The sequence below is a fragment of the Burkholderia arboris genome (assembly GCF_902499125.1).
Taxonomy (GTDB): domain Bacteria; phylum Pseudomonadota; class Gammaproteobacteria; order Burkholderiales; family Burkholderiaceae; genus Burkholderia; species Burkholderia arboris.
This window is the reverse complement of the sequence record NZ_CABVPX010000022.1, coordinates 73,215-86,335: the sequence shown is the minus strand read 5'-3', so window position 1 is coordinate 86,335 and position 13,121 is coordinate 73,215. Positions and strand designations below refer to the sequence as shown.

Annotated in this window: 16 protein-coding genes; 13 read left to right on the top strand and 3 right to left on the bottom strand. The window is 68.3% G+C overall.

Annotated features, from left to right (window positions below):
• Window positions 1-8 precede the first annotated feature (8 nt).
• From dmpG to BLA15945_RS24750, 7 genes are all read left to right on the top strand, one after another.
• Complete coding sequence (dmpG, locus tag BLA15945_RS24780; RefSeq protein WP_174993583.1) at window positions 9-1,037, top strand: 4-hydroxy-2-oxovalerate aldolase; 1,029 nt, start codon at window positions 9-11, stop codon at window positions 1,035-1,037.
• Complete coding sequence (locus BLA15945_RS24775) at window positions 1,034-1,807, top strand: 2-keto-4-pentenoate hydratase (RefSeq protein ID WP_174993582.1); 774 nt, start codon at window positions 1,034-1,036, stop codon at window positions 1,805-1,807. The genes dmpG and BLA15945_RS24775 overlap by 4 nt, the downstream gene beginning before the upstream one ends.
• On the top strand, window positions 1,804-2,235 hold the full coding sequence (locus BLA15945_RS24770; protein WP_059241186.1) for a RidA family protein: 432 nt from the start codon (window positions 1,804-1,806) through the stop codon (window positions 2,233-2,235). The genes BLA15945_RS24775 and BLA15945_RS24770 overlap by 4 nt, the downstream gene beginning before the upstream one ends.
• 49 nt (window positions 2,236-2,284) lie before the next feature.
• Complete coding sequence (locus BLA15945_RS24765; protein ID WP_059241187.1) at window positions 2,285-2,809, top strand: 3-hydroxyanthranilate 3,4-dioxygenase; 525 nt, start codon at window positions 2,285-2,287, stop codon at window positions 2,807-2,809.
• Window positions 2,810-2,841: 32 nt separating this feature from the next.
• A complete protein-coding gene (locus BLA15945_RS24760) occupies window positions 2,842-3,867 on the top strand; it encodes an amidohydrolase family protein (RefSeq protein WP_059241188.1) in 1,026 nt (341 codons plus the stop codon).
• Window positions 3,868-3,910: 43 nt separating this feature from the next.
• Window positions 3,911-5,140 carry a kynureninase gene (gene kynU / locus BLA15945_RS24755; protein ID WP_174993581.1) on the top strand — a complete coding sequence of 410 codons (1,230 nt, stop codon included), beginning with the start codon at window positions 3,911-3,913 and terminating at the stop codon, window positions 5,138-5,140.
• Between the two features lie 90 nt (window positions 5,141-5,230).
• The gene (locus BLA15945_RS24750; RefSeq protein WP_059241189.1) at window positions 5,231-6,646 is read left to right on the top strand and encodes an amino acid permease; all 1,416 of its coding nucleotides are present in this window, start codon (window positions 5,231-5,233) and stop codon (window positions 6,644-6,646) included.
• Window positions 6,647-6,655: 9 nt separating this feature from the next.
• Here BLA15945_RS24750 and BLA15945_RS24745 read toward each other — a convergent pair whose 3' ends face one another.
• On the bottom strand, window positions 6,656-7,042 hold the full coding sequence (locus BLA15945_RS24745; RefSeq protein WP_174993580.1) for a cupin domain-containing protein: 387 nt from the start codon (window positions 7,040-7,042) through the stop codon (window positions 6,656-6,658).
• 209 nt (window positions 7,043-7,251) lie between these two features.
• Here BLA15945_RS24745 and BLA15945_RS24740 point away from each other — a divergent pair, with 209 nt between their 5' ends.
• The 3 genes from BLA15945_RS24740 (at window position 7,252) to BLA15945_RS24730 (ending at window position 8,890) form a co-directional block, all read left to right on the top strand.
• Window positions 7,252-7,623, top strand: a complete 372-nt coding sequence (locus BLA15945_RS24740) for a CidA/LrgA family protein (RefSeq protein ID WP_059241191.1) — start codon at window positions 7,252-7,254, stop codon at window positions 7,621-7,623.
• Window positions 7,620-8,354, top strand: a complete 735-nt coding sequence (locus BLA15945_RS24735) for an LrgB family protein (RefSeq protein ID WP_174993579.1) — start codon at window positions 7,620-7,622, stop codon at window positions 8,352-8,354. Before BLA15945_RS24740 ends, BLA15945_RS24735 begins: the two co-directional genes overlap by 4 nt.
• Before the next feature lie 230 nt (window positions 8,355-8,584).
• Window positions 8,585-8,890: a hypothetical protein gene (locus BLA15945_RS24730; RefSeq protein ID WP_059241193.1), complete on the top strand. Its 306-nt coding sequence runs from the start codon at window positions 8,585-8,587 to the stop codon at window positions 8,888-8,890.
• 89 nt (window positions 8,891-8,979) lie between these two features.
• On the opposite strand, the gene wrbA is transcribed toward BLA15945_RS24730, so the two are convergent.
• Together wrbA and BLA15945_RS24720 are read right to left on the bottom strand one after the other, a co-directional pair.
• On the bottom strand, window positions 8,980-9,582 hold the full coding sequence (wrbA, locus tag BLA15945_RS24725; RefSeq protein ID WP_059241194.1) for an NAD(P)H:quinone oxidoreductase: 603 nt from the start codon (window positions 9,580-9,582) through the stop codon (window positions 8,980-8,982).
• Window positions 9,583-9,643: 61 nt separating this feature from the next.
• Complete coding sequence (locus BLA15945_RS24720) at window positions 9,644-10,369, bottom strand: pirin family protein (RefSeq protein WP_059241195.1); 726 nt, start codon at window positions 10,367-10,369, stop codon at window positions 9,644-9,646.
• A gap of 128 nt (window positions 10,370-10,497) precedes the next feature.
• Between BLA15945_RS24720 and BLA15945_RS24715 the strand changes: the two genes are divergently transcribed.
• The 3 genes from BLA15945_RS24715 to BLA15945_RS24705 all read left to right on the top strand — a co-directional run bounded on the left by BLA15945_RS24715 (window position 10,498) and on the right by BLA15945_RS24705 (window position 13,070).
• Window positions 10,498-11,415, top strand: coding sequence for a LysR family transcriptional regulator (locus tag BLA15945_RS24715; protein ID WP_059241196.1), 918 nt, complete (start codon window positions 10,498-10,500; stop codon window positions 11,413-11,415).
• 94 nt (window positions 11,416-11,509) lie between these two features.
• Window positions 11,510-12,631 (top strand): Fic family protein, encoded by a 1,122-nt coding sequence (locus BLA15945_RS24710; protein ID WP_217468166.1) that lies wholly within the window; start codon window positions 11,510-11,512, stop codon window positions 12,629-12,631.
• Between the two features lie 241 nt (window positions 12,632-12,872).
• A complete protein-coding gene (locus BLA15945_RS24705; protein ID WP_059241197.1) occupies window positions 12,873-13,070 on the top strand; it encodes a DUF3311 domain-containing protein in 198 nt (65 codons plus the stop codon).
• Window positions 13,071-13,121: the final 51 nt, after the last annotated feature.

The following is a 13,121-nucleotide window of genomic DNA, read 5'->3' as shown; positions in this document are numbered from 1 at the left end:
GATCGGCGATGACCGACCACACGAAAAAAATCTATCTGTCCGACGTGACGCTGCGTGACGGCATGCATGCGATCCGTCATCGGTATTCGCTCGACAGCGCTGTCACGATCGCACGCGCGCTCGACGACGCGGGCGTTGACAGCATCGAGGTCGCGCACGGCGACGGGCTGTCGGGATCGAGCTTCAACTACGGGTTCGGCGCGCATACCGACCTGCAGTGGATCGAGGCGGTGGCCGGCACGGTCAAGCGTGCCCGAGTCGCGACGCTGCTGCTGCCGGGCATCGGCACCGTACACGACCTGCGTGCCGCGTACGACGCCGGCGCGCGCATCGTGCGGATCGCGACGCACTGCACGGAAGCCGACATCTCGAAGCAGCACATCGCGTATGCACGCGAACTCGGGATGGACACCGTCGGCTTCCTGATGATGTCGCACATGACGTCGCCCGACGCGCTCGCGCAACAGGCGAAGCAGATGGAAAGCTACGGCGCGCAGTGCGTGTACGTGGTCGATTCCGGCGGCGCGCTCGGCATGCGCGACGTGGCGGCGCGCTTCGATGCGCTGAAAGCCGTGCTCGACCCGGCCACGCAGACGGGCATGCACGCGCACCACAACCTGTCGCTCGGCGTCGCGAATTCGATCGTCGCGCTCGAACACGGTTGCGACCGTATCGATGCGTCGTTGACCGGGATGGGCGCGGGCGCCGGCAACGCACCGCTCGAAGTGTTCGTCGCGGCGGTCGACCGGCTCGGGCTGAATCACGGTTGCGACGTGAAGCAACTGATCGACGCGGCGGAAGACATCGTGCGGCCGCTGCAGGAGCGCCCGGTGCGGGTCGACCGCGAGACGCTCGCGCTCGGCTATGCGGGCGTGTATTCGAGCTTCCTGCGCCACACGGAAGCGGCGGCCGCGAAATACGGGCTGTCCGCGTTCGACATCATGGTCGAACTCGGCCGGCGGCGCATGGTCGGCGGGCAGGAGGACATGATCGTCGACGTCGCGCTCGACATGCTGAAGGCACGGGAGGCCGCATGACCGATCTCGACAGGCTGGCGGCCCGTGTCGACGACGCCGCGCGCCACGCGGAGGCGATCGCGCAACTGACGGCCGGCGCCGCGTTCTCGCTCGACGAGGCATACGTGATCCAGCGCGCGTCGATCGAACGCCGCATCGATCGCGGCGAGACGATGGTCGGCGTGAAGCTCGGCTTCACGAGCCGCGCGAAGATGATCCAGATGGGCGTCGACAGCCTGATCTGGGGCTGGCTCACCGACACGATGCTGGAAGAAGACGGCGGGCACGTCGCGCTCGATCGCTTCATCCATCCGCGCGTGGAGCCGGAAGTGTGCTTCCTCACGCGCCGCGACATCGACCGCCCGCTGACGCTGCTGGAAACGGCCGGCTACCTGGAAGCCGTCGCGCCCGCGATGGAGATCATCGATTCGCGCTACCGCGACTTCCGCTTCACGCTGGAGGACGTGGTGGCCGACAACTGCTCGTCGGCGGGCCTGACGCTCGGCCCGTGGAGTACGCGTTTCGACGGGCTGCGCAACGCAGGCGTCGTGATGCGGATCGACGGCCGCGTGGTCCAGACCGGCTCGACCGCCGCGATCCTCGGCGATCCGCTGCGCTCGGTCGTGCAGGCGTCGCGGCTGATCGCGGCGAGCGGGCTCGTGCTGCCGGCCGGCTCGCTGATCATGGCCGGCGCCGCGACGGCCGCCGACGCATTACCTGCCGGCGCGCACGTGCACTGCACGGTGCACGGGCTCGGCAGCACCGAATTCACCACCACTCGACCATCATGAGCCAAGACCATTCGATCCAGGGCCGCGTCGTGCCCGGCAAGGCCACGCCGCGCGGCCGCTTTCCGCACATCACGCGCGCCGGCGACTTCCTGTTCGTGTCGGGCACGAGTTCGCGGCGGCCCGACAACACGATCGCCGGCGCGTCGGCCGATGCGCTCGGCACCGTGCAGCTCGACATCCGCGAGCAGACCCGCACGGTGATCGAGAACATCCGCGACATCCTGCGCAGCGAAGGCGCCGACCTGTCGTCGCTCGTCGAGATCTCGTCGTTTCTCGTGAACATGAACGATTTCGGCGGCTATAACGCAGTGTACGGCGAGTATTTCGACGAGACCGGCCCGACGCGCACGACGGTCGCGGTGCACCAGCTGCCGCATCCGCATCTGCTGATCGAGATGAAGGCGATCGCGTACGCGCCGAAGCGATGACACGCATGGCGGGTTGGCGTGTTGCGTCACCCGCCCGGAGGAGACAACCATGCTGAAGTACGGCACCCCGTTCAATTTTTCGCGCTGGATCGACGAGCATGCGCACCTGCTGAAGCCGCCGGTCGGCAACCAGCAGGTGTGGCAGGACAGCGATTTCATCGTGACCGTCGTCGGCGGCCCGAATCGCCGCACCGACTATCACGACGATCCGTTCGAGGAATTCTTTTACCAGCTGCGCGGCAACGCGTATCTGCACCTGTGGATCGACGGCAAGCGCGAACGCGTCGACCTGAAGGAAGGCGACATGTTCCTGTTGCCGCCGCACGTGCGGCATTCGCCGCAGCGCCCCGAAGCCGGCAGCGCGTGCCTCGTGATCGAGCGCCAGCGCCCCGCGGGCATCGTCGACGGCTTCGAGTGGTACTGCGACGCATGCGGGCATCTCGTCCATCGCGTCGAGGTGCAGCTCAAGAGCATCGTCGCCGACCTGCCGCCGCTGTTCGACGCGTTCTATGCGTCGGACACGCTGCGCCGCTGCGCGCATTGCGGCCACGTGCATTCCGGCAAGGCGGCCTGAGCCCGCCACGCCTTTTCACCGACAGAACGACGATGACACTTCGAATCGACATGCATTCGCACTTCTTCCCGCCGATTTCGCGGGAAGCGGCCGCGCGCCTCGACGCGCAGCGCGCGCCGTGGCTGCGCATCGACGCGGACGGCCAGAACGGGATGATCATGACGGGCGAGCGCGCGTTCCGCCCGGTCTACCGTGCGCTGTGGGACCCTGCCGCGCGCATCGCGGAGATGGACGCGCTCGGCATCGACATCCAGCTGATGTGCGCGACGCCCGTGATGTTCGGCTACGACAGCGCGCCGCACGACGCGCACGACTGGGCGATGCGGATGAACGACCGCGCGCTCGAGCTATGCGCGCATGCCCCCGGCCGGATGTTCGCGCTCGCGCAGGTGCCGCTGCAGGACGTCGAGCTCGCGTGCCGCGAAGCGACGCGCGCGCACCGCGCCGGCCATCGCGGCGTGCAGATCGGCAACCATCTCGGGCCGCTCGATCTCGACGACGCGCACCTCGTCGCGTTCCTTGCTCATTGCGCGAACGACGGCATTCCGGTGCTCGTGCATCCGTGGGACATGATGACCGACGGCCGGATGAAGAAATGGATGCTGCCGTGGCTCGTCGCGATGCCGGCCGAGACGCAGCTCAGCATGGTGTCGCTGATCCTGTCCGGCGCGTTCGAGCGGATTCCGCGGTCGCTGAAGCTGTGCTTCGCGCACGGCGGCGGCAGCTTCGCGTTCCTGCTCGGCCGCGTGCAGAACGCGTGGGAGCAGCGCGACATCGTGCGCGAGGACTGCCCGCATCCGCCCGTCAGCTATCTCGACCGCTTCCACGTGGACAGCGCGGTGTTCGATCGCGGCGCGCTGCGCCTCCTGGTCGACACGATGGGCGAGGACCGCGTGATGCTCGGCTCCGACTATCCGTTCCCGCTCGGCGAGCAGCAGATCGGCTCGCTCGTCGAGCAGCATCCCGGTCTGTCCGATACCGCGAAAGCCAAGATCCTCGGCGGCAATGCGTTGCGCTTCTTCGACCTGCCGCCCGCGGCGGCGTCGCGCGCGGCCTGACGCCTTTCACGACCACCGTCATTCCATAAGGAACACGCATTTCATGACCACCCGCGAACACTGCGCCGCGCTCGATGCGGCCGACCCGCTCGCCCACTGCCGCGCGCGCTTCGACCTGCCCGCCGACACGATCTATCTCGACGGCAACTCGCTCGGCGCGATGCCCGCGAACGTGCCGGCGCGCATGCAGCGCGCGCTCGAACAGGAATGGGCGCACGGCCTGATCCGCTCGTGGAACGACGCCGACTGGTACCCGGCGCCGCAGCGCACCGGCAACAAGATCGCCCGGCTGATCGGCGCGGACGACGGCGAGGTGATCGTCGCCGATTCGACGTCGGTGAACCTGTTCAAGGTGCTCGTCGCGGCCACGCGCATGCGCCCCGGGCGCCGCGTGATCGTCGCCGAGCGCACCAATTTCCCGACCGACGTCTATATCGCGGCGAGCGTCGCCGAGATGACCGGCTGCGAACTGCGCTGCGTCGATCCGGACGACATCGCCGCGGCGATCGACGATACCGTCGCGGTCGTGTCGCTGACGCACGTGAACTACAAGAGCGGCAAGCGCTACGACATGGCGGCCGTCACGCGTCACGCGCACGAGGCCGGCGCGCTGAGCGTGTGGGACCTGTGCCACTCGGCCGGCGCGATGCCGATCGGGCTGAACGCGTGCGAAGCGGACTTCGCGGTCGGCTGCGGCTACAAGTACCTGAACGGCGGGCCCGGCGCGCCGGCCTACGTGTTCGTCGCGTCGCGGCATCTTGCCGACGTGCGGCAGCCGCTGACGGGCTGGCATGGCCATGCGAAGCCGTTCGACTTCACGCACGACTACGCGCCGCACCCGGCGATCGACCGGATGCTGACGGGCACCGCGCCGCAGCTCGGCGTGATCGCGCTCGAAGCGGCGCTCGAAGCGTTCGACGGCGTCGATCTCCATGTGCTGCGCGACAAGAGCGTCGCGCTCGGCGATCTGTTCATCGCGCTCGTCGACCAGGAGCTCGCGGGTCTCGGCTTCACGCTCGCGTCGCCGCGCGACGCCGCGCAGCGCGGCAGCCAGGTGTCGCTCGCGCACGCGGAAGGCTATGCGATCGTGCAGGCGCTGATCGCGCGCAACATGATCGGCGACTTCCGCGCGCCCGATATCCTGCGCTTCGGCTTCGCGCCGCTGTATGTGCGCTACGTCGACGTGTGGGACACGATCGCCGCATTGAAGGACGTCGTGACGACCGGTGCATGGAACACCGATGCATTCCTCGCGCGCAAGTCGGTGACCTGACGGCCGGCGCGCTACGCACTACGACGCAACAGAACGAGACCGGACGACGTCCCGCACGACGCGGGGCGCGTTCGACGAAGGAGACACGGCATGAACCAGCGGCAAGGATTCGACACGATCGTCGAACGTGAGAAGGGGTTGCATCGCGGGCTGTCGACCGCGCAGTTGTCGATGATCGCGATCGGCGGCGCGATCGGCACGGGGCTGTTCCTCGGCAGCGGTTTCGCGATCGGCTTTGCGGGGCCGAGCGTGCTCGTCAGCTATGCGATCGGCGCGCTGATCGCGCTGCTGCTGATGGGCTGCCTCGCCGAGATGACGGTCGCACACCCGACGTCGGGTTCGTTCGGCGCGTATGCCGAGCACTACGTGAGCCCGTGGGCCGGCTTCCTCGTGCGCTATGCGTACTGGGCGTCGATCGTGTTCGCGGTCGGCACCGAGGTGACGGCGATCGCCGTGTACATGAAGTACTGGTTTCCGGCCGTGCCGGGCTGGTACTGGATCGTCGGCTTCTCGGCCGCGCTGATCGGCGTCAACCTGGTCAGCGTGAAGGTGTTCGGCGCGGTCGAGTACGTGTTCTCGATGCTGAAGATTGCCGCGATCGTCGCGTTCATCGCGCTCGGCGCGGTGGTCGTGTTCGGTGCGCCGGCAGGTTCGGGCATCGGCTTCTCGAACTACACGGCGCACGGCGGCTTCTTCCCGAAAGGCGTGGGCGGGATGTGGGTCGCGGTGATCGTGTCGATCTTCAGCTACCTGAGCATCGAGATGATCGCGGTCGCGGCCGGCGAGGCGCGCGATCCGCACAAGGCGATCACCCGCGCATTCCGCGCGACGATGCTGCGCCTCGTGTTCTTCTACCTGCTGACGCTCGCGCTGATGCTCGCGATCGTGCCGTGGACGGCCGCCGGTTCCGACGAAAGCCCGTTCGTGAAGGTGATGGCCGCGACGCACGTGCCGGGCGCGGCCGGCGTGATCAACTTCGTGATCCTGGTGGCCGCGCTGTCCGCGATGAACAGCCAGCTCTACATCACGACGCGGATGATGTTCAGCCTGTCGCGCGCGGGCTACGCGCCGAAGGCGCTCGGCCGGCTGACGGGGCACGGCGTGCCGGCGGCCGCGCTCGGGTTGTCGGCGATCGGGATCGCGCTCGCGACCGTGCTGAACGTGCTGTATCCGGACACGTCGTTCGTGATGATGATGTCGGTGTCGATGTTCGGCGCGATGTTCACGTGGCTGATGATCTTCGTCACGCACCTGTTCTTCCGCCGGCACCATCGCGGCCAGGCGCTCGCGTTCCGGATGTGGGGCTTTCCGGTTACGTCGCTGCTCGGCGCGGCGCTGATGCTCGCGGCGCTGGTCACGACGTACTTCACGCGCGAATTCCGGATGACGCTGTTCTGCGGCGTGCCGTTCGTGATCGTGCTGTCGGTCGTCTATGCGGTGTGGTATCGCGGCAAGGGCGATGCGCCGGCGGGCGGACGCGAGGGCGTTCACGCGCCGGGGCAGTGACGGCGTGCGTCAGTCGATCGCATAGGCCTCGCGCACCGGCTCGATGATGTCCCGGCGGCCGGTCCGGCCCGGCGGCAGGGTCACGAGGCCGCCTGCGCCGATCTCGACGACTTCGCCGCTCGCGTCGTCGGGCAGGTTCGCGCGGCCCGCGGCGCGACGACCAGCGCGCACGCATGCGTCTGCGCGATGCGTTCGGGCCACGCCGCCGGCTCCCGGGGCGTACGCGGCAGGCCGACGCCCGTCGTCATCACCGGGTTGCTCGCGCTGACCCGGCGCCACGGCTCGGGAAGATCGAGCGCGTGCGCCCACGTGCTCGGCCGGTGCGTACCGGCCGAGGCCGGCCACGCGCTGCAATCCGGGCGACGGGGCATCCGGCAGCTCCTGCACGATCATCATCGGCAAACCCCGGGGTGCGCGGGCCGGCCAGCCGGTACCCGAAAGTGCATGACGATAGTGGCTGTGGGCGGGCAGGGCCGATTGCGCAGGCGCGCGTCGCGGGCATTGTTGGTACGATCGCGCGTATCGTTTACGCCGGCGCCGCAGGCCGCCGGCCCACCGGCCGCGCGGCTCCACGGTCGCACCGCCACGTTCGGGAGAAGCCGTTCATGTTGCAGGCGTTCGCGGTCTTGCTGACCTTCCAGTGTCTCGGGGAAGGCGTGTCCTATCTGTTCGGCCTGCCGGTGCCGGGCCCCGTGATCGGCATGCTGCTGCTGTTCGGCTTCGTGATGCTGCGCCCGCAGGTGGCCGATGCGATCGAGCCGACCGCGCTCGAACTGCTGCGTCACCTGTCGCTGCTGTTCGTGCCGGCCGGCGTCGGCATCATGGTGTCGGCCGACCGCGTGCGCGGCGATGCGGTTGCGGTCGTCGTCGCGCTGGCCGTCAGCACCACGCTGGCGATCGCGGTGACGGCGCTCGTCACGCGCGCGCTGCTGCGGCGCCAGCGCCGCGCGGGCGGCACCGCGGAGGGCGCGCAATGACGGCCTTTCCGAAACTCGGCGCGATCTGGGTCTATCTCGCCGCGAGCCCGTTGCTCGGCCTGACCCTCACGCTGGTCGCGTATCTGTTCGCGCAGGCCGTCTATGCGCGGACGCGCTTCAACCCGCTCGCGAATCCGGTGCTGATCGCGGTCGCGCTGATCGTCGTACTGCTGACGATCACGCATACGCCGTATCCGACCTATTTCGAAGGCGCGCAGTTCGTCCACTTCCTGCTCGGCCCCGCGACCGTCGCGCTCGCGCTGCCGCTGTATCGCCAGTGGTCGAAACTGCGGCGCACCGCGCTGCCGCTGCTCGTCGGCCTGCTCGCGGGTTCGCTGACCGCGATCGTGTCGGCGGTCGGCATCGCCGCGCTGTTTGGTGCGTCGCACCAGACGATCGCGTCGCTCGCGCCGAAATCGGCGACGACGCCGATCGCGATGGCGGTGGCCGCCGAGATCGGCGGCATTCCGTCGCTCACGGCCGTGCTCGTGATCTCGACCGGGATCTTCGGCGCGGTGTGCGCGCGCGGGATCCTGAATCTGCTGCGGGTCGACGAGCCGGCCGTGCGCGGCTTCGCGCTCGGCGTCGCGTCGCACGGGATCGGCACGGCGCGCGCGTTCCAGGTCAGCGAGGAGACCGGCGCGTTCGCGGGGCTCGGGATGGGGCTGAACGGCGTGCTGACCGCATTCGTCGTGCCGATCCTGCTGCCGATGCTGTCGCGCTGGATCTGAGCGGGCCCCGTCGGGCGCCGGGGTATCGGTTTCCCTGATGGCGCGGACGATTTGCCGAAAACACGGCGCACACGGCGCGCATGTATCGCGGCTGTTATCAGGAGAATTCAGGAACGCACACGGACATTTGTGCAGTGATCGGCTAACGTTGCATCGGCGCCGTTGTCGCAAGCCGTCGCGTGCGCGCAGGTGTTCGATCCACAATCAACAATCGACAAGGAGATCCGGCCATGAAGCAGTCTCGCGTGGTTTCGGTGGCAGTAGCAGTAACGGCGTCGTTCGGTCTGTTGTTGACCGCCGTGCCGGCGGCATACGCGCAGGATCCGGCGTCCGCGCCGACGCAGAAGCAGCTCGACAAGGCGCAGAAGAAGGCGGCGCGCAAGGCGGCGCGCGCGCGGCACGCGTCGGACCTGAAGGCGATCGGCACCGGCAGCGGCTACCGGCTGACCAACGACCAGAGCAACTATCCGCAGAACGCCGCGCAGAAGGCGCCCGCGACGAAGGCGGCGCCGGCTGCACCGGCTTCGGGCCAGTAACGGCTGAAAGCCTTGCACAGGACGAACGGCGCCGGTTGATCCGGCGCCGTTCGTCCTGTGCGGGACAGCGGGGGCGCGAGGCCGCCGCGTTACGACGCGAGCTTGCTCGCGATTTCCGCGACGTGCTTGCCCTGGTAGCGCGCGATGTCGAGCTCGTTCGCGCTCGGCTGGCGGCTGCCGTCCGCGCCCGCGAGCGTCGTCGCGCCGTACGGCGTGCCGCCGGTGATTTCGCTCATGTTGACGAGCCCGCTGCATGCATACGGCACGCCCACGATCACCATGCCGTGGTGCAGCAGCGTCGTGTGGAACGACGTGATCGTCGTTTCCTGGCCGCCGTGCTGCGTGCCGGTCGACGCGAACACGCTGCCGATCTTGCCGACGAGCGAACCCTTCATCCACAGGCCGCCGGTCTGGTCGAGGAACGTGCGCATCTGGCCGGCCATGTTGCCGAAGCGGGTCGGCGTGCCGAAGATGATCGCATCGTAATCGGCGAGTTCGTCCACCGTGGCGACCGGCGCGGCCTGGTCGACCTTCACGCCGATCGCGCGGGCCTGATCGACGGGGATCGTTTCCGGCACGCGCTTGAGCGTGACCTCGACGCCCGCCACCGATTTCGCGCCTTCCGCGATGTGTTGCGCCATCGTTTCGACGTGCCCGTAGGACGAGTAGTACAGAACGAGAACCTTGGCCATGTTGCGAATCTCCGATTAAAAGGGCCCCGCGTTCAGCGGGGCCCGGTTTCCCGAACGGGCGTTATGCCCACTCGGCCGTCACTTCGACCGGACGCAGGTCGAACACCAGCACTTCGGCATCCTTGCCGTCGGCGATCGTCAGGGCGTGTTCGCTGCGGATGCGTGCGCCGTCGCCTTCGCCGAGCGTCACGCCGTTGACCGTCACGCTGCCGCGTGCCACGTGCACGTAAGCAAAGCGGCTCGGGTCAAGTTCCAGCGTAGTGCTTTCGTCGCCGTCGAACAGGCCCGCGTAAATCCGGGTGTCCTGCCGGATCTTCAGCGAACCGGCATCGCCGTTCGGCGACACGACGAGTGCGAGCTTGCCGCGCTTGTCGTCGGCCGTGACATTCGTCTGCTGATAACGCGGCTCGGCACCCTTTTCGGCCGGCCCGACCCAGATCTGCAGGAAGTGGACCGGCGTTTCCGGCGAGTGGTTGAACTCGCTGTGGCGCACGCCCGTGCCCGCGCTCATCAGCTGCACGTCGCCCGGCACGATCACCGAACCGGTGCCCATCGAGTCCTTGTGTTCCAGTGCGCCGTCGAGCACGTACGACAGGATTTCCATGTCGCGGTGCGGGTGCGTACCGAAGCCGCGGCCCGGGGCGACGCGGTCGTCGTTGATCACGAGCAGGTCGGAGAAGCCGACTTGCTTCGGATCGTAGTAATTCGCGAACGAAAACGTATGACGGGAGCTGAGCCAGCCATGCTCCGCACGGCCACGTTGGTTTGCTGCACGGATTTCGATCATGATTTTTGTCCTTGAAGTCGCCGAACCTCGGAAGTGGGCCCGGCCGTTCGTTGAGATGCATCTTAGGTCAATCGATTTGACAAATAAATGGCTGTAGAGATAATGACTGTCGCTATGGAGTGGACAATATGGAACTCAACGATCTGAGGATCTTCGTCGCGACCGTCGACGCGGGCAGCTTTACGGCGGCGGCCGACCAGCTGATGCTGTCCAAGCAGTTCGTCAGCCGGCGCACGATGGCGCTGGAGGCGTCGCTCGGCGTGCGGCTTCTGCACCGCAATACGCGCAATCTCGCGGTGACCGAATCCGGGCAGGAGTTTTATGCGCGCGCGCAGCGCATCCTTGCCGAGATCGCGGACGCCGAGCAGGCGATGTCGGTGCGCAGCACCGAGCTGCACGGCTCGCTGAAGATCAGCGCACCGCTGTCGTTCGGGATCACGCACGTGTCGCCGCTGATCGCCGAATTCCTGTCCGCGCACCCGGCCGTGCGGCTGAACCTCGACCTGACCGACCGTCGGGTCGACCTGATCGGCGAAGGTTTCGACCTCGTGCTGCGGATCGGCTCGCTCGAGGATTCGACGCTGATCGCGCGCGCGCTCGGCGCGTGGCCGATGATCGCGTGCGCGAGCCCCGCGTACCTGAAGCGGCAGGGCACGCCGCAGACGCCGGCCGAGCTCGCCGGCCATACGTGCCTGCTGTACGGGCGCGAGCGGCGCGTCGGCTGGGAATTCCGCGTCGACGGCGCGGCGCGCACGTTCGACGTGCAGGGGCCGCTCGTCGCGAACAACGGCGAAGTGGTGCGCGACGCGGCGATCGCGGGGCTCGGCATCGCGCTGCTGCCGCGCTTCATCGTCGGCGCGGCGCTCGACAGCGGCGCGCTCGTGCCGGTGCTCGACGCGTACGCGCCGTCGCCGATCACGCTCAATGCGGTGTTTCCGCAGCACCGGGAAGGGTTCGTCACGCTGCGCACGTTCATCGGGTTTCTCGCGGAGCGGCTCGGCGAGCCGGCGCCGGCGCGGGCGAGCGGTGCAGGCCGGAACCGGTAGCGGGCGGGTTTGCGGTGAATGCGGTGGTTAATCTCCGCATTTTTTGCGGAGATTATGGGTACTTGCGGCGAATCGGTGCGATAATCTCCGCATCATGAGCGGAGATTACACCTTCATCTGGGAGTCGGCCGACTGGCCTGCGTGGCGCTTCGACCTGCCGGCCCTCGCCACGTCGCTGGCCGACGTCAGCCGTGCGCAAGGCATGCTCGCGGGGCGGCTGGCGGACATCGGCCTGGCGCTGCGCGACGAGGCCAGCCTCGCCGCGCTGACGGAGGACGTCGTCAAGACCAGCGCCATCGAGGGCGAAAACCTGAACGTCGCATCGGTCCGCTCGTCGATTGCACGCCGGCTCGGGGTCGATATCGGCGCGCTGGCGCCGGTCGACCGCCACGTCGAGGGCGTCGTCGACATGGTGCTCGACGCGACGACCCATGCGGCGGCGCCGGTCACTGAAGCCCGCCTGTTCGGATGGCACGCCGCGCTGTTTCCGACCGGCTATTCGGGTCTGTCGCGGATCACGGTCGGCGGCTGGCGCACGGATGCCAGCGGGCCGATGCAGGTGGTGTCCGGGCCGATCGGCCGGCAGCGCGTGCATTTCGAGGCGCCGCCGGCCGCGCGCCTGGCGCACGAGATCGCGCGCTTTCTCGCGTGGCTCAATGCCGCGCCGGCCGAGCCGTTGCTGATCCGGGCCGGCCTGGCCCACCTGTGGTTCGTCACGCTGCACCCGTTCGACGACGGCAACGGCCGGATCGCGCGCGCGCTCGGCGATCTGGTCCTGGCGCGCGCCGACCGGAGTCCGCAGCGTTTCTACAGCCTGTCGGCGCAGATCCAGCGCGAGCGCAACGCGTATTACGACGTGCTGGAGCGCACGCAGCGCGGCTCGCCCGACGTCACGGAATGGCTTGCGTGGTTTCTGAATACGCTCGGCAGGGCGATCGACCATGCGCACACGACGCTCGACGCGGTGTTGATCAAGGCGCGCTTCTGGCAGCGTTGCGCGGGTTTCGCGATGAACGCACGCCAGATCAAGGTGATGAATCGCCTGCTCGACGGCTTCGAAGGCAAGCTGACGACGACCAAGTGGGCGGCCCTCGCGAAGTGCTCGCAGGACACGGCGCTGCGCGACATCACCGAGCTCGTCGAGCATCGCGTGCTGCGCCGTTCGTCGTCCGGCGGCCGGAGCACGAGTTACGAGCTGGCGCCGTTCGACGGCTGACATCCGTTCGCGCGATCGCCGGCACCGGCCGCCCGCGACGGATTGCCGTCGCGGCTTCCGCGCAAATCTTCCCGTCTCGTCCGGGCCGCCCGCCGCTGGCCCAAGCGATTGCCGGCGTCTGGCACTATCCCGCGTCTTTTTGTCTTCGAATACTGGACTCACCGCCGGATGCCGCACAGGCGCTGCCTGCCGCACCCGTGCCGGGTCATTCCCGTACACACCCGCTTTCGAGGAGACGCGCATGCTCAGGTACCTGATCGGCATCGGTATTCCGTATCTCGGCGTGCTGGGCGTGCTGCCCTGGGTCGCCGCGCAGGACCGCTACGTGCTGGGCGTGCCGTTCATCTTCATGTGGATCTTTGCGTGGTTCGTGCTGACGTCCGGCTGCCTGTTCGCGTGCTGGATGCTGTTCGACCGCCGCGCGGGCGACGCCGCGTAGCGCGCCGTCGCTTCCTGGCGGGCCGCCGGCCGCCCGCGCTTTCCGGCGAAC